Source organism: Candidatus Tisiphia endosymbiont of Nemotelus nigrinus (genome assembly GCF_964026475.1).
In the GTDB taxonomy this organism is placed as follows: domain Bacteria; phylum Pseudomonadota; class Alphaproteobacteria; order Rickettsiales; family Rickettsiaceae; genus Tisiphia.
In genome coordinates this window covers 253,003-269,455 of sequence record NZ_OZ032151.1, presented here as the reverse complement: position 1 = coordinate 269,455, position 16,453 = coordinate 253,003, and the positions used below count along the sequence as shown (strand labels likewise).

Genomic DNA, 16,453 nt, shown 5'->3' with positions numbered 1-16,453 from the left:
TAAATGGTGTGAATAATTGGAACAACAAATGAAAGGCGAAGGACATACATTATTTCGTTCTGGAATTATAATAGCTTTCTTTACCTTAATTTCCCGTATATCTGGTCTTGCTAGAGAATTATTCGTTGCTTCACTATTTGGAGCTAGTAGTATTGCTGATAGCGTTAATGTTGCTTTTAAATTACCCAACCTATTTAGGCGTATTTTTGGTGAAGGGGCTTTATCAGTCGTTTTTGTTCCTATTTTTAATACAAAAATCATAGAATCTCGTAAGGCAGCACGCCATTTTACCGGCGTTATATTTACTATTTTACTAATTACTTTAATAGTGATAGTAGTACTAATGCAGCTTATGATGCCTGCCTTAATGTTTATTATTGCTCCTGGGTTTCATGAAGATGCGGAGAAATTTAATTTAACAATTGCTCTGTGTCGCATCACTATGCCATATTTGGTTTTTATCTCGATAGCGGCAATGCTTGGGGGAATTCTAAATTCAGTAAAGAAGTTCGCAGCTTTTGCCTTTTCTCCAATTATTTTAAATATTATTGTAATCATTACAACGATAATATTACAAGAGCGTATATCTGCTCCTATATCGATTAGTTTATCTCTGGTGATTGCTGGCTTATTACAAATCATCTTTATGTTTTATTGTGTAGTTAGAGTTGGTTTATCATTTCCAATAGTTTTTGATCCATCTAATAAAGATGTAAAAAAGTTTTTGTTTAATATGGGACCAGCAGTTGTTAGTTCGGGATTTCAGCAACTTAACATATTCATCTCGCAATCAATAGCTAGCTTTATCGAAGGGACGATTTCAATATTATCTTATGCAGATAGAATATATCAATTTCCTTTATCGATAATAGGGGTAACTTTTGGTACTATATTATTACCAGAATTATCAAAAACCTACCAAATGAATGATTTAGAGAAAGCAGCAAATATCCAAAATAATGCTATTAAAGTGGGGCTGTTATTATCTTTGCCAGCTGCCTTTGGTATTATTATGTTATCAGAACCAATCATTCATATAATATATCAGCGTGGAGCATTTACTTATGATGATACAATTAAAACTGCTGAGGCTATTTCTGCTTTTGCCATTGGTTTACCAGCCTTTATACTTGCCAAAATTTTGACACCGATTTTTTATGCTAATCATGATACGAAAACTCCTTTAAAAATAACATTATATTCCCTTGCTGTAAATACTATATTAAATATTGTTATGATGAGGCAATTTGGTCATTTTGGTATTGCTCTTGCCTGTTCTATTACTGCTTGGTATAATGTTTGGTTGTTATATGCACATACAAAGAAATATGGTCTTTCTTTTATTGATTCAAAATTATATTCTTTTTGTGGCAAAATTTTATTAAGCTGCGTAATAATGATACTAGTAATCTGGTTAATTAAACATTATTATGTTGAATATTATTATACCGAATTTTTGTTAGTAAAAACTTTTATGCTAGCAACAACTATTTTAGTTGGGGCTGCAACGTTTTTTCTAATGGTTTTTTATTTTAAGCTTTATCCGAAGAAATTTATCAATGACAAAAACTGAATCTAATTATCAAGATTTTTTAAAGACTATAGCTGTAATAACCATGGTGATAGATCATGCGGGGTTAGTGCTTTTTCCTGAATACGAAATAATGCGAGTTATTGGTCGCACTGCTATGCCAATTTTTTGCTTTTTTGCTGGCTATAATTTTCATAAGAAACCAAGTGTTAAAATTCTTGTAGTCGGAGTTCTACTATATGTAGTTACTATCATATTTTTTAAGGAATTTATTGAAACTAATATACTTATCTCGATTTTTTTAGGGCAGTGCTATATTTATTATTTTCATAATAGCCTAAATAATTTCTTCTATAAGGGCTATTGTCATGTTGTTTTCCTTGGAACTTTTTGGTCCTGTAGTTGGTTTCTTATTGATTACGGCACCATATCTATAGCTATCATGCTACTTGGTTATATAGCTAAGCATGATCTAAATAATTTTAGGCTTACCATTGCAATATCTATGATTTTGTCTGTAATGCATAGTATAGCTGTTTTCCAATTCTCGTATATCTATGTGTTTATAGTAATTATATTCGGAGTTTTAGAATATATATTCATGGTTGCAAGAAATTTTGAACAAAAAGTTGCTATAAATTTGCGGTTCATAAGCCGTAATACTTTATATATCTATGCTATACATCCAGCAATTTTATATTTATTATTTTTGTTTTTATAAGTTCTATAGCTAGCCCTATTAGAATTACTCCCAATAATAACAGATGCTGGTATTATCACTCTATTAGGTAGTTCTAATATTTGATCAGTAAATATGCTAATCCTAATGTCCATATTACTAAATATTTCACTAAAATTTGCAATTTTTTGTTCCAAAAGCTTAGTAGCCTCTTCAACTAGCATATCATTAGCAATAAATTTTAATGACATCTCGATTTGTATATACTGATTAGATGATGATAATAATGTATTATCTAGATCAAGTCTTTGCCATTTAATCTCTTCTAGGTATAGATTGGGTGGTAAAGTTGTTAACAACTTCTCTAACGGATCAAAAGGTGTTGGTGTAAGAATTTGCAATAATGATTCAAAGACATATAAATCAGCTAAATTAGTGGCGTTTTGAAGATATGGATAGGTCTGCTTAACGTTATAATAATCTTGTTCAGTACTAAAATAATGTGAATTTAAAATATCCAATTTTTTATAATTTGCTACGGTTTTAACTTTGATAATAGATGCAGCAAATATCAATATTATTATGATAGTGATAAGTGGTTTAAAAACTAAAGAACTGATAATATTGAGTTTAGCTATGGATTCTAAATATTGGTTAGAGGCTAGAAAGCTTTTTTGTTCATTAAATAATTTGACGATCATCCCATCTGAAAATTTATTATTCCTACCTAATATGTCATTAGACTTAAATATTACTGGATGTCCACCAAAACTGGATTGTTCTAACAGCAACTTTAAATTTTGGTCTACTATAAGAATTATACAAACTTTAAGGGTTATACTATCAATATAATTTTTACAAGATATCAAACAATCTTCCACTTCTTGTTCGATTACACCCTGAATATATAAGTCTGACTTATCAGATGGGTAGTCAAACGTTTGTTTTGAGATTATATTACCTTGGTGTTTAACAACAAGTTTAATACCACTGCTATTTAAAATACATACAAAAATTTGTAAATATTCACTATATTTATTATTCTCAACATTTCTTACAATTTTATCGATAATTGTTTGCAACTCTAAAGATAAAAAATAAATCCCTCCAAACTTTTGGCTATTATTTATCAGCAGATTTTCAAGTATTTTACTTAAAGGAGGTGTATAAGGATTAGATACAATCAGAGTATTCCACGTTTCACTAGGGCTAGTATTGATATTATAGACAGTGTAACCAACCACATAATTTGCGGAAAAATACTCTTCAATAAACTTCTTCACAGGATTGGTTTTTACTATTGAATGTAGTACAGGTACTAGTTCATGGCGTAACTGACATTCAGAACCACTTAATAAGAAGAAAATATAATGTTTCTTGAATTTAGCAAAAAATTCTTTATAGGAGTCCAATTCATTTTGCTTTTCAGCAGATATAAACAAACTACCTACAATTTTATCGTGAACCAAAGCACAAAGAAATGTACCTTTATCTCCTATTAGGATAATAATATTTTTTTTGTACAAAAAATATGCTATAAGTTTGTGCAACATTTTTATAAAAACTTGCATTTTTAGTCGATTGAATATATTAACCATAAATTAGTACTTAACTTATATTTAGTTAGGTGAAAAGTGTATTATAGCATGTGGTAATCCTTCCACTAAGTGTATTTAGCATTTTTTTAATATACAATTTTTATTTTGTAGTGAAAGGGTAATTCGACATAATGTACCAATTTAAGGAAAAAAGCTGATCTCTAACCATTATTGCGAGGAGTCACTTTAGGCGACGAAGCAAAAGTTGCAACAGCACACTGTTTATTTGGATCGCCACGCCACTTCGTGGCTCGCGATGACGGTTGTTCGTTCTTATAACCTAGCACTACAGTTATAGACTGAAATCATAGAAAATTTGAGGGTTTTCTTTACAATATGGTTTCTAGACACTTATATCTTTAAATTATGATATAAGTGTCTAGCTATACTCTCACGGATAAGGATTGTTTCTCAGCCAATTTGCCAAGTTAGGGCAAAGAACGTTACCGTAATTAGGGACAAGTAATGTATAATAACGGCTTATCTCAAAGCCTAGTTTCAGAGCTGTATGTAATGAAGCTCTATTATCAACGTTGCAACTCCATTTAGGGGTTATTTTTGTATGGAGACATTGCTTAATTAAATGAGAGGCAATTTGTGTACCGTATCCTTTACCACGATAATCAGGATGGGTGATAATACCTATGTCAGCGTACCCGCCACCAATACTAGCATAGACTTCACTCACAACTTGTGAACCAAGGAGTAATGCATATCCAGTACCATACATTAAAAAATTCTCATCTGAACCATATAGTTGAGATTGTTTTTTGTATCGTAGGCATTTTTTAAAGATATCCAGTGTTTTAATTGGTTCAATATCTACATGTTGTTTTGGCACTCCAGTATCTTTTAGATTTTTGAGCGAAAGTTCAATACGTAAGTGGAAATTCCATCCAAGCCGTAAAAACAAAGGGCAATATTTGGGATGGCAGTAAATCATTGGAAATTCTAAATCACCAACAAGGGAGATTGTATCCTTAACCTCCTCATCTGTTAATGACCCTGCAATGAAAACAGATGAATCGTGACCATTTTCTATAATTAATATAGCTCCACCTAGTAGCTCAAATATTTTTCCAGATTGGTTTTTCTCTATAATTTCCCAAAGTACAGCTTGATTCGGGAACTTCTTTAACTCTGATATTAAGTTAAGATTGTTGATAGTCTTAATTTCTTGAATCATTTTCAACCAATATCAAATATAATTAGTATATCTTTACCGTTAATTCTATCAATAGGAACACAAGAGATTATCACCTGCTGTGATGAATATATTCTTCTCCTTTGAAAAATTGGTTTCACAAAACTTCGGTGAGTCGTGTGCGAAACAATGATTTACTATTTTGTCTCTTTTACTTTTTATCATTCAATTTTATCTTTATTTATTATTTGTAACAAAACAGAGGCTTGTTTATCGCTTAACCAAATAGATTGAGTTTTAACAAAATCTTGCTGCAAAGTGGAGAGAGTTTTTATAGATTTTTGCTCTGCTAACTTATCGTAGCTATATTCTATTAGAACTATACTATCAACCTGATTTTTAAGGTATCTTTCAACAGAATCCAAATTTTGAGACATATCGTCTATCATCACTATCTTGCTATAATTAGCTCGTTGTTGATCGAGATATGCTTTAAGCACTAATCCTTTTTCATAACCTCTAGCAAAAATAACTCCTTCAATGACTTCTGGTTGAGGTCGGTTTTGTTCGTCAATTTTTATTAAACCTTGATATCTTCCATCAAAAATTAATCCTTTATCTTTCAACACATCAACACGATCTTGCTCTTGATCGAAATATGGATTATTTGGTCCCATTGATGTTAAAGCAATAATATCAGCACCATTAAATTTTAAAAACCAAAAATGCTTTACTAATACTGGTTCAATTAACTTATACTCCATCTGAGCAATAATGAGTCCATATATATTCTTTTTCTGAACTAAACCATGTGATTTTTCAATGTCATCAAGAAATTTATGACGCATTTCCCGATTATCATGGCTTAAATAAGAGTCTTTAGCGGCAAGAATAACCCCATCAATATCAAATACAACTAGTGTATCTTTACCTCTAATTTTCTTAGTTAAGTCATCGAAAGAGTGTAACTTTATTCTCTCAATGTTCGATAGTGCTTCCATTGCTATACATTGTAAAATTACTATTACTAAAAATTTTTTCATTGCTCACCATAAACCGTCTTGAGTAAATTAAGCCAAGCTATCCAGTCACGTTTACCTAAATCTTCTTCAAATGATAATAAATCTTGCACCGATTTTCTACAAGTTTCTTGAAATGGTATGATTAACTCCTGATTTGTGGAACATGCTAAACATTGGGTTTTACATGCTTGCTCTAAATGATAAGTATAAAACATAGCTTCATGTATTGTCCTACCACATGCTAATATTCCGTGATTACGTAGAAACATAACATAATTTGACCCAAGATCATCAAGTATTTTATTAGCATGATTAGACGTAACTATAAGAGAGTTATATTCATGATAAGATAGTCTTTCATAAAAATGCAGTGCCCACTGACTTATTGGCATCAATCCTACTCGCATAGATGATACAGCAACAGTTGCAGGAGTATGCAAATGAAAGATAGATGAAATATCCTCTCTTGCTTTATAGATGTTACCGTGAGTGACGTAACCGGTTTCATTGTAACTATATTCGCTACCCTCTAAAACTGTTCCATCCAAACTAACTTGCAGTAAATTATCGCTAGTTACTTCCTCAAACCTTAAGCCAAAAGGATAAATATAGTAAAAATCAGCTCCTTTAGGCCTTGCCGATAGATGAGTATATGTATGATCGTCTAAGCCTAAAATTGCAAGAATTTGGTAGGCAGAAGCTAAATTAAGTTTGGTCTCTAAAGTCATTATTATATCATTTTAGTTAATTACTATTTTGAAATATTTTTAATTTGAATTCAGGTAGCACTGCAAACAAATGATCAAAAATATCTGATTGAATATCTTCATATATACCCTTCCTTATTTCATGAGTAAAGACATATAACTCTATTGGTAAACCATTAGGAGTTGCAGGCAGCTGACGTACTAGAAATGTAAAATCTTGTTGATATATCATCGGGTGATTTCTCAAATATTCTTTTACATACAGTCTAAATATTTTGATATTTGTTACATAATCACCTAGCTGTTCCAAACTCACTTTATCCATTGCTTCTTTTGTCAAATATGGTGATTTTTTCAATTCTTGTATAAAAGATACAGTCGAAACCAATAGAATAGTATTTATGTCAATACAGATTGGTCCCTGAATTTTTTTTGCCATTGAGTCAGTTATACCGCGCGAGTTTACTACATTAGTTGTTAAAAGACTAGATGTAGGTATCGTTGAAATGGTTTGATCAGCATTTTTAATTTTAACGGATGTAATAGTAATTTTCTCTACAGTACCTTCAACATTATACTGGCTAATACTAACAAAATCGCCAATTCGTATTACATCCTGCGAAATTAGTTGTAAGCTTGCTAGCAACGCCACAACAGTATCCTTAAATAGAAAGGTTAACAACGCTGCTGCTGCTCCCAAGCTAGTAAAAAATGCACTAAGGGAAACATTTAGAATACTGGAAATAATTATAATGGTAGCAATAGAGATAATAAATATCTTCAATATTTGAGTGTATAAACTTAAATAAGATTGGATAGAAATGGTCAATCTGTTGCGATAAATATCTGCAAAAGCATCGATAAGAGACAAGATTAGCATTGTAACGAAACCGCCTGTATAGAGGATTATCGCAATATTCTTGATGCTAATTATCCAAGATAAAGTAGGAAATGGCTGTAAGATATTGCCCCAGAATATAATGTATAAAGCTAGTAATGTATGTAATAAATGGGTGTATATAGAATATTTTTTAAATGTTTTTTCATAATCATGATGCCACTGGTCAATATATTTTTTGATCATTCCATTTATTATTTTTTTAATAAAAATAATAAATGGAATGATCGAAGCTATCATAATGATTAACATTAAAATTTCTTGATCATATTTATGATAAAGAGCTAATAAATGTTGTACTGTCATATAAACCAACCTTTTTGTTAAAGATAGATATAGCTAACCCAAATAGGTTCTAGTTAATTCCTTAGTCATTGCGAGGAGGCTATCTAAAACATTAACGGGTTAGCTATAACATTAATTCGAGAAGAGAATAATTATTTCTCCTACCCAATTCATGTAGTATATAATAATTATAATGTACACTAAGCATTATTATGAATATTTTATAAAAAATATTATATTTAAAGTTAAAGAACATAAAACTTGGCGTCATTGCAATGGGTCACTTTAGATAAATGAAAGTATTATTTGTTAACAGCTACATCTTATTGGACCGTCAATATCATGACCTAGCTTATCTAAAATAATAAAATTTGGTGCTAATTGTTGCTGATTATTCATATTTTATATCTAATGTTATTTATAGCAAATAATATAGCTAATCCGTTAATATCTATATATTGAATTTTATAATCTTTACAATAGATTCAATTTAAATTAATATGATTAAATATTAAATATTAATTTAAATTAAATTTGTATATAATTTGTTTAGTAGTTTAACTACTAAATCATTGTAAACGTATTATTATAAGCTAGAAAATGGAAGGTATCAAATGCTAGAAAATAATTCAGATCAAGAAGATATATGGCGTAATGAATTAGGAGAAACATATGAAGAACAGGAGAGTCGTTTAGATCGTGAAGAATCTGTCAGAAAACGCAATGCCATTATATTTGTTTTTATTCCTATGCTAATTGGATTCCTAACATTTACTTATTTTTTCCTTAACTCAATAGAAGAAAAGAACAAACTGAGGAATCAACAACAATCAATTATCAATAATAGTCAAGAGACTAAAGAAAGAAAATAATTGAACTGTTTTATAATACTATAGGCTAATCCGATCAGCATTATGCTGTCTATTAGCCTATTATTACCCACAAATAGTTTTGTAAAAGGGTACTATGTTACATTAGACAAAATACTTAATAAATGTTATATTATCAAAATTAAGACTATGTTGTAGTTATATAGTTAACCCAGCTAGCATTTTGAATGTGAATTGCCACGACCACTACGTGGTATCGCAACGATGAAAGGGCTAGGGCGATTTAAAAGTCGCAACTAATGATAGAAAGCGCTAAATTGCAGAAACGAATGATTGTCATCGCGAGCCACGAAGTGGCGTGGTGATCCCAATAAACAGTTGGCTAGTTTTATTTTTTGCCGCTGCAACTTCTGGATTGCCACGTCGTTGCTTTGCGACTCCTCGCAATGACGTTTATGCATTTTCTAAAACAAATTTCTACCATTAATTGCGACTTTTAAATCGCCATGTGGAAGGGCTTTTACCGCAGATGTTGAGAGTTAAAAGAGGAAGCGATTTTAGGCATGACACTTTAAAAGTCGTATGTGGTCAATGTCATTGCTAGAAAGGCAGTAGGTCAACGAAGCACTCCATCAAAATAATCATTAAAGAGAAATGTTTACAGAGTCCAGTTTTATTTCAGGGTATTTTTCTGGTTTAGCTAAAAAATAACCAATATCTTTGTTATCAGAGTGCATTTCTATATAAGAGCCATAAATACGGTTATCAAAGCTACCATCTTTCTGTTTCTTCACAAGACGCTTTGCTTCAATTTGTTCCATTGATAAGTTGCATTCTTTGCCTAATGCATAAATCACTTCAAGCAAATCAGCTAGTTCTTCAGAAATTTCATCTGATGTTTTTGCATCAATCACTTCCTGCGCTTCTTCAAACAATTTATCTTTAAGACGCTGGATATATTCATCTTTTTTCATACTGCGTTCAAATACCGAAATGCCACGCGACCGCATAATTCCCGGGACTAAATCACGAATCAGTTTATCAATTTTGAAACAATATTTTCTCATCATAATTTCCTATAATTATACCTATCTTCTATGGCTAATAACTGATAATATTACCAACACTCATTGATAGACTAGCTGAAACAAATTTTTCTAAATCTCCGTCAAGTACACCCTTAGTATCAGAAGTTTCGTGGTTGGTACGTAAATCCTTAACCATCTGATAAGGTTGCAATACATAAGATCTTATTTGATTTCCCCAGCCATTTTCAGTTTTGGATGCATTCTGTTCATTAATATCATCAGTACGTTTCTTTAACTCTACTTCATAAAGCCTTGCTTTAAGCATCTTCATAGCCTGTGCTTTGTTCTTATGCTGTGACCTATCATTTTGACATTGTGTTACGATATTGGTAGGTAAGTGGGTAATCCTTACTGCAGAATCAGTAGTATTTACGTGTTGTCCCCCAGCACCAGAAGAGCGGTAAGTATCTATTCTAAGATCCTTTTCGTCTATTACAATTGCAATACTATCATCAATTTCTGGGTATACCCAACTACTAGCAAAACTAGTCATCCTTTTGCCCGCAGCATTAAAAGGTGATATCCTAACTAATCTATGCACACCAGATTCTGTTCTAAACCAACCATATGCTTGGTAGCCATTAATTTTAATAGTACATGATTTGATTCCTGCTTCTTCACCATTAATAAGATGAATAATCTCGCTTTTAAATCCCTGTCTTTCCGCGAAGCGTAAATACATACGCATCATAATTGATGCCCAGTCGTGGCTCTCTGTCCCCCCAGCTCCAGCATTGATTTCTAGAAAACAATTATTACTGTCAAAATCTCCAGAAAATAAGCATTCAGTCTCAAATTTTCCGGCAATAATAGAAAGCTTCCCTAAATCTTCTTGAACCTGCTGCAAAACTTGTTGGTCATTCTCGCTAAATGCCAACTCCTCAAGTTCTAAACATTCCGTGAGATGAGATTGAAGTTGTTTAAACGAGTTAAGCCTAGTTTCTAGAAGTCTTTTTTCTCTCAGAATATTTTGAGCCTTCTCCTGATTATTCCACAAAGCTGGATCTTCTGATATATTTTCTAGCTCTACAAGCCTTTTGGTTGCATTATCAAAATCAAAGTGACCTCCTGAGCAGTTCTAAAGACTGTTCAATTTTTTTTACATAATGTTCAATTTCAGCACGCACTATTAAATTTCCTACTATAAAATGGAATTTTATTATATAAAGATAAGATAAACCGACATCTGTTAGCGAGGAGCCATTTTAGTGGTAATAAAGCAGTCCAATCTAATGAATTAGTGGATTGCCAAGGCCACTATGTGGTCTCGCAATGACTAAGGTACTTTTTTACCCAAGCGTCATTGCGAGGAGACCATAGGTCGACGAAGCAATCCAAATATAATCACTTTTTTGGATTGCCTCATTGTACTTACGCATTCCTTGCAACGATGAGTCGGGTTAACTTTTCTAATTTTAACATTATATCGCATATACAATGAATAATCAAAAGTTTATCAGAAATTTTTCAATCATCGCTCATATTGATCATGGTAAGTCTACTTTAGCAGATAGGTTAATTGAATATTGTGGAGGATTGGTAGCTCGGGAAATGAGCCATCAGGTACTTGACTCAATGGACATAGAAAAAGAACGGGGAATTACTATCAAAGCACAGACTGTTAGATTAATTTACCAAGCCAAAGATGGCAATACCTATTATCTAAACCTAATGGATACTCCCGGTCATGTGGATTTTTCTTATGAAGTGAGCAGGTCACTCGCTGCTTGTGAAGGCTCTTTGTTAGTGGTAGATAGTAGCCAAGGTGTTGAGGCACAAACTCTAGCAAATGTTTATCAAGCAATTGATAATAAGCATGAAATTATTCCAATACTTAATAAAATAGACCTACCAGCTGCCGATCGTGATAAAGTTAAGCAACAGATAGAAGACGTAATTGGCATAGATGCAAGCGACGCATTACTAATTTCAGCAAAAAGTGGTATAGGGATAGAGGAAGTACTTGAAGCAATTGTTAATAGGCTACCCTGCCCTACAATTAATCAAAATCAAACAGATATTTTAAAGGCATTATTGGTTGATAGTTGGTATGATTCTTACCTAGGAGTGGTAATTTTGGTTAGAGTTATCGATGGAACTTTACGCAAAAATATGCGTATTAAGATGATGGCTAGCAATTCTAATTATAATGTTGAGAATGTTGGGTATTTTACTCCTAAGAAGCATATATCAGATATTTTATATCCAGGAGAAATAGGTTTTTTTACCGCTTCAATCAAGCAAGTTGTTGACTGTAAAGTTGGTGATACAATAACTGAGGAGAAAAGACCTTGCAAGGAACCTTTACCTGGTTTTAAGCCGCATTTACCGGTAGTATTTTGTGGGTTATATCCTTCAGATGCTTCGCAATTTGAGCATTTAAAAGATTCTTTAGCTAAATTAAGGCTTAATGATGCTAGTTTTGAATTTGAAGCAGAAAGTTCAACTGCCTTAGGCTTGGGATTTCGTTGTGGTTTCTTGGGGTTGTTGCATATTGAAATAGTGCAAGAAAGATTAGAGCGTGAATTTGATCTTGATATGATAACTACTGCTCCTAGTGTGGTTTATAAGATTAATATGCGTGATGGACAACAGTTAGAAATACATAATCCGGCTGATTTGCCTGTTACTCAAAATATAGAATCAATGTTAGAACCTTGGGTTAAGGCAACAATATTAGTACCAGATGAGTTTTTAGGTAGTGTTTTATCTTTGTGTACTGACAAAAGAGGAGTACAAATTGAATTAACTTATGTAGGTGGTCGGGCTATGGTAATTTACCGATTACCGTTAAATGAGATAGTATTCGATTTTTACGATAAGTTAAAAAGTTACACAAAAGGTTATGCTAGCTTTGATTGGGAAATAGATGGTTATGAGGAAAGTGATTTAGTAAAATTATCTATTTTGGTTAATAGTGAGCCAGTTGATGCTTTATCTACTATAGTACATCGCTCAAGATCAGAATATCGGGGGCGGGAGTTGTGTAAACGTCTTAGCGATTTAATTCCAAGGCAATTATTTCAGATCGCTATTCAAGCTGCTATTGGCGGCAGAATAATTGCTAGAGAAACCGTCAAAGCAATGCGTAAAGATGTTTTATCTAAATGCTATGGTGGGGATATAACTCGTAAGCGTAAATTATTGGAAAAACAAAAAGCTGGCAAAAAACGTATGCGTAATATTGGTAATGTTGAGATTCCACAATCAGCCTTTATAGCTGCTCTTAGAATAGGAGATGAGTAGATATAGCTACCGTGATGGCTTTCTCGTCTATTATCGAGGAGGCGTGAGTCAACAAGTGTTTCCTTGCTGATAGGCATCAGTTTGCTATGAATAAATGTTAGTCGGGTTAGTTATAAGGTATAAAAAATGTTAATATTTGATGTTATACGATTAATGTGCTAGAGTATTCCTGTGGATTAACCTGTCCATTACCTGCTGATATTAACATTTCCATTTTTCATTGGCATTAGATAATGACGCAACAAAGCTTTCTAGATTCATTAAATCATCAACAATTAGCAGCGGCTTTACACGTGCATGGACCTCTTCTTGTGCTGGCTGGAGCAGGAACTGGTAAAACTAAAGTATTAACAACGAGAATAGCCAACATAATTAATCAGGGTTTAGCTTCACCTAACAATATTTTAGCAGTTACTTTTACCAATAAAGCTGCTAGAGAAATGCAAGATCGAATCAGTAAAATGATTGATTGTTATGGGCTAAACATAGGTACCTTTCATTCTATAGCAGCCAAGATTCTACGCCAGCAAGCAGAGCATTTGAATTTTAGCTTAAACAGTAGATTTACTATTATTAGCCATGATGATCAGCTTAAATTGGTTAAAGACATAATTAAGCAAAGAAATATAGATCCCAAGAAATATGCCCCTAAAGTGTTGCATATTATTATCTCGCGTTGGAAGGATCAAGGATTATTGCCGCATAAACTTTCGGAATCTGACATTAAACTACCAATTCATAAAGTGACAAAATTTGTCTATGACGAGTATCAGCAAAATTTATTAGCATCGAACGTAGTGGATTTTGGAGATTTGCTACTATACAATAATGAGTTGTTTATAAAAAATCCTACAATATTAAAGTATTATCAGGAACGATATCAATATATTCTAATTGATGAATATCAAGATACCAATGCTGTCCAATATCTTTGGGCTAGGATGCTTGCGAGTAATACCAAAAATATCTGTTGCGTTGGCGATGATGATCAATCTATATATGGTTGGCGTGGTGCAGAAATTGGTAATATATTACGTTTTGAAAAGGATTTCCCAAATGCTACAGTAATAAAATTAGAACAAAATTATAGGTCTAGTTCAGAAATTTTATCAGCTGCATCCAGTGTAATTGACAATAATAAGAATCGTCACGGTAAAACCTTGTGGACCGATAAAAATGACGGACAGAAAATTAAAATTATATCTTGTTGGAATGATAAAGAAGAGGCAAGATTTGTTGTATCTGAAATTGACAAATTAGTTACAGAAGGTAAGTATAATGCTGGGTTGGTTGCGATATTAGTTAGAGCTGGTTTTCAAACCAGAGCGTTTGAAGAGGTTCTTATTAGTAATGCATTACCATATAAAATAATCGGTGGTCTTAAGTTTTATGAAAGAATGGAAATACGTGACTTACTTGCCTACATACGTATCACTTTAAATCATAGTGACAATCTTGCTCTTGAGCGTATAATAAATGTTCCAAAGAGGGCTATTGGCAATACTACATTAAAACAAATAAAGGATTATGCAACCGAACATAACATTCCCATTATTGTTGCTATTCGTCAAATGTTACAAGAAGGGGTTGTTAAAAATAAAGTTAAAGATAGTTTAAATCAGTTAATCACTAACATAGATAATTGGAATTTACGATATCAAGACGAGCCAGCACTTAGTGTGACAAAAGCTTTATTAGAAGAATCAGGGTATCTGCCAATGTTACAAGAAGAAAAGACAGATGAGGCACTTGGTAGAATTGAAAATATTAATGAAATGCTGAGAGCAATCGCAGAATTTGATAATATTCAAGACTTTATCGAACATTCTAGTTTGGTAATGGAAAATGAGGCATTAGAATCAAATTTTGGCGGTTCTATTAGTATTATGACTCTGCATTCTGCTAAAGGTCTTGAATTTGATTTAGTTTTTCTGCCAGGTTGGGAAGAGGGAGTTTTCCCACATCAAAGATCACTAAATGAAGAGGGAGAGAAAGGTTTAGAAGAAGAGAGAAGAATTGCTTATGTTGGTATTACTAGAGCCAAGAGAGATCTGTATATTACTTATGCAGAAAGTCGTTTTATGTTTCATGAAGTAATAAGATCTTCCCCTTCTAGATTTCTTAGGGAAATACCCAATGATGTTTGTGTTAGAACTTCTTCAACCAAACAGCTTAATTATCTAGGTACAAAACACAAGTTTTCTTTTTAACCTTTACATAGCTAACTTGATTAGTATTTGAACCATAGTAAATAGATGTCTATTAGCAAGAAAGACTGTAGGTTAAAGAAGCATAAAATTAGTATAAATCTAGATGTTTTGTTGTCGCTAAATCGGTTCTTTCCGACTTTCACAAGAAAGTGTAGAAAGATGGAAAAAGAAGATATGAATAAGTCATGGAGCTGAGGGATAATTTTTCAAAGAAGTTTGTTGTGCCTAGTAAGTATTTTATTGTTGATTTTTGTTATGCTATAAATAATATTATTACCTATTATGTACATACGTTGTAAAAAAACCAAACAGTCCAAGGCAATCAATACAAGTGTTGCCACATAAAGATAATGTCTATGGTTTTTTTAACAGAAGGGAGCTATTATAGCAATGACAATTATATCTATGGATAGCAGTAATATTATGCTATTATATCCATTCATTATTAACAAGTGAGTTAACCAACTATGTTTTGGCGTTTAAGAGTATTAATATTTTATGCATTACTTGCTATATTTACCATTACATTCTTCCTTATATGTTACATACCCGTAACATTTTTTAATGTCAACTATTATATAAGATACAAGATAGGGTTTATTTTTTCCCATGTATTTATTTGGCTGGCTAGAATCTTTTGTGGTTTAAAATACCAAGTTTTTGGTCTAGACAAATTGCCTACATCCCCTTCTATAGTATTGTCTAATCACCAATCATGCTGGGAACAAATATTTGTACAATTAATTATACCTGAACATTCTTGGGTATTAAAAAAAGAGTTATTTAATATCCCATTATTTGGTTGGGGATTGGAAATGGTTAAACCAATTGCCGTAGACCGTAATGCCAATATCTCAGTTGGTCAAATTTTAAGAGAAGGGCAAGAAAAGATAAAAAGTGGTTTATGGTTGGTTATTTTCCCTGAATCTACTAGATTCAAACCAGAACAAAATGCTAAATTTAAACCTAGTGCAGTGAAATTAGCCTCATTGGCAAAAGTGCCAATAGTGATGATGGCTCACAATGCAGGTGTATATTGGCCAAAGGGTTTTTGGATTGAAAAGCCAGGTGTAATTCAAGTAAATATAATTGATGTTATCTCTGTAGAGGAAATAGAACAATCTGATGTTCGAAACCTTACTGAAAAGATAGAACAGGTGATTAATACAGAAAAGCGAATATTATTTGAACAAACTTAAATTTTGTTAATCATGC

Annotated in this window: 14 protein-coding genes; 6 read left to right on the top strand and 8 right to left on the bottom strand. The window is 32.3% G+C overall.

Translation table 11 applies throughout. The features are described 5' to 3' along the window. Positions 1 to 28 precede the first annotated feature (28 nt). Complete coding sequence (murJ, locus tag AAGD39_RS01325) at positions 29 to 1,573, top strand: murein biosynthesis integral membrane protein MurJ (protein ID WP_341756850.1); 1,545 nt, start codon at positions 29 to 31, stop codon at positions 1,571 to 1,573. Next, positions 1,560 to 2,252 (top strand): TraX family protein, encoded by a 693-nt coding sequence (locus AAGD39_RS01320; RefSeq protein ID WP_341756849.1) that lies wholly within the window; start codon positions 1,560 to 1,562, stop codon positions 2,250 to 2,252. The genes murJ and AAGD39_RS01320 overlap by 14 nt, the downstream gene beginning before the upstream one ends. Here the strand turns inward: AAGD39_RS01320 and AAGD39_RS01315 are convergent. From AAGD39_RS01315 to AAGD39_RS01290, 6 genes are all read right to left on the bottom strand, one after another. Beyond that, positions 2,204 to 3,736 (bottom strand): hypothetical protein, encoded by a 1,533-nt coding sequence (locus tag AAGD39_RS01315; RefSeq protein ID WP_341756848.1) that lies wholly within the window; start codon positions 3,734 to 3,736, stop codon positions 2,204 to 2,206. The genes AAGD39_RS01320 and AAGD39_RS01315 overlap by 49 nt on opposite strands. A gap of 233 nt (positions 3,737 to 3,969) precedes the next feature. Beyond that, a complete protein-coding gene (locus AAGD39_RS01310; protein ID WP_341756847.1) occupies positions 3,970 to 4,095 on the bottom strand; it encodes a hypothetical protein in 126 nt (41 codons plus the stop codon). A gap of 104 nt (positions 4,096 to 4,199) precedes the next feature. Next, complete coding sequence (locus AAGD39_RS01305) at positions 4,200 to 4,994, bottom strand: GNAT family N-acetyltransferase (protein WP_341756846.1); 795 nt, start codon at positions 4,992 to 4,994, stop codon at positions 4,200 to 4,202. Between the two features lie 179 nt (positions 4,995 to 5,173). Next, positions 5,174 to 5,995 carry a DUF2608 domain-containing protein gene (locus AAGD39_RS01300; protein WP_341756845.1) on the bottom strand — a complete coding sequence of 274 codons (822 nt, stop codon included), beginning with the start codon at positions 5,993 to 5,995 and terminating at the stop codon, positions 5,174 to 5,176. Further along, positions 5,992 to 6,702: a class II aldolase/adducin family protein gene (locus AAGD39_RS01295; protein ID WP_341756844.1), complete on the bottom strand. Its 711-nt coding sequence runs from the start codon at positions 6,700 to 6,702 to the stop codon at positions 5,992 to 5,994. The genes AAGD39_RS01300 and AAGD39_RS01295 overlap by 4 nt, the downstream gene beginning before the upstream one ends. Positions 6,703 to 6,718: 16 nt before the next feature. Further along, positions 6,719 to 7,885: a mechanosensitive ion channel family protein gene (locus tag AAGD39_RS01290; RefSeq protein ID WP_341756843.1), complete on the bottom strand. Its 1,167-nt coding sequence runs from the start codon at positions 7,883 to 7,885 to the stop codon at positions 6,719 to 6,721. Positions 7,886 to 8,478: 593 nt separating this feature from the next. Here AAGD39_RS01290 and AAGD39_RS01285 point away from each other — a divergent pair. Further along, a complete protein-coding gene (locus tag AAGD39_RS01285; protein WP_341756842.1) occupies positions 8,479 to 8,736 on the top strand; it encodes a hypothetical protein in 258 nt (85 codons plus the stop codon). A gap of 602 nt (positions 8,737 to 9,338) precedes the next feature. Here AAGD39_RS01285 and AAGD39_RS01280 read toward each other — a convergent pair. Both AAGD39_RS01280 and prfB read right to left on the bottom strand, forming a co-directional pair. Further along, positions 9,339 to 9,764 (bottom strand): nucleoside triphosphate pyrophosphohydrolase, encoded by a 426-nt coding sequence (locus AAGD39_RS01280; protein WP_341756841.1) that lies wholly within the window; start codon positions 9,762 to 9,764, stop codon positions 9,339 to 9,341. Between the two features lie 31 nt (positions 9,765 to 9,795). Next, positions 9,796 to 10,909, bottom strand: a protein-coding gene (gene prfB, locus AAGD39_RS01275; protein WP_375359795.1) for a peptide chain release factor 2 whose coding sequence is annotated in 2 segments (ribosomal slippage) — positions 9,796 to 10,845 and positions 10,847 to 10,909 — 1,113 coding nt in all. Because the reading frame shifts where the segments join, the coding sequence is not laid out codon by codon here. Positions 10,910 to 11,219: 310 nt separating this feature from the next. Between prfB and lepA the strand changes: the two genes are divergently transcribed. From lepA to AAGD39_RS01260, 3 genes are all read left to right on the top strand, one after another. After that, entirely contained in the window at positions 11,220 to 13,028 is a 1,809-nt protein-coding gene (gene lepA / locus AAGD39_RS01270) for a translation elongation factor 4 (RefSeq protein ID WP_341756839.1), read from the top strand. Positions 13,029 to 13,261: 233 nt separating this feature from the next. Next, entirely contained in the window at positions 13,262 to 15,238 is a 1,977-nt protein-coding gene (locus AAGD39_RS01265) for a UvrD-helicase domain-containing protein (protein WP_341756838.1), read from the top strand. A 467-nt stretch (positions 15,239 to 15,705) separates the two neighbouring features. Then, positions 15,706 to 16,437 carry a lysophospholipid acyltransferase family protein gene (locus AAGD39_RS01260; protein ID WP_341756837.1) on the top strand — a complete coding sequence of 244 codons (732 nt, stop codon included), beginning with the start codon at positions 15,706 to 15,708 and terminating at the stop codon, positions 16,435 to 16,437. Positions 16,438 to 16,453 lie beyond the last annotated feature (16 nt).

What these genes read in the sequence shown, in the direction of transcription:
- murJ (WP_341756850.1), top strand. Translation starts at nt 29, where the DNA reads ATGAAAGGCGAAGGACATACATTATTTCGTTCTGGAATTATAATAGCT.
- AAGD39_RS01320 (WP_341756849.1), top strand. Translation starts at nt 1,560, where the DNA reads ATGACAAAAACTGAATCTAATTATCAAGATTTTTTAAAGACTATAGCT.
- AAGD39_RS01305 (WP_341756846.1), bottom strand. Translation starts at nt 4,994, where the DNA reads ATGATTCAAGAAATTAAGACTATCAACAATCTTAACTTAATATCAGAG.
- AAGD39_RS01300 (WP_341756845.1), bottom strand. Translation starts at nt 5,995, where the DNA reads ATGAAAAAATTTTTAGTAATAGTAATTTTACAATGTATAGCAATGGAA.
- AAGD39_RS01295 (WP_341756844.1), bottom strand. Translation starts at nt 6,702, where the DNA reads ATGACTTTAGAGACCAAACTTAATTTAGCTTCTGCCTACCAAATTCTT.
- AAGD39_RS01290 (WP_341756843.1), bottom strand. Translation starts at nt 7,885, where the DNA reads ATGACAGTACAACATTTATTAGCTCTTTATCATAAATATGATCAAGAA.
- AAGD39_RS01285 (WP_341756842.1), top strand. Translation starts at nt 8,479, where the DNA reads ATGCTAGAAAATAATTCAGATCAAGAAGATATATGGCGTAATGAATTA.
- AAGD39_RS01280 (WP_341756841.1), bottom strand. Translation starts at nt 9,764, where the DNA reads ATGATGAGAAAATATTGTTTCAAAATTGATAAACTGATTCGTGATTTA.
- lepA (WP_341756839.1), top strand. Translation starts at nt 11,220, where the DNA reads ATGAATAATCAAAAGTTTATCAGAAATTTTTCAATCATCGCTCATATT.
- AAGD39_RS01265 (WP_341756838.1), top strand. Translation starts at nt 13,262, where the DNA reads ATGACGCAACAAAGCTTTCTAGATTCATTAAATCATCAACAATTAGCA.
- AAGD39_RS01260 (WP_341756837.1), top strand. Translation starts at nt 15,706, where the DNA reads ATGTTTTGGCGTTTAAGAGTATTAATATTTTATGCATTACTTGCTATA.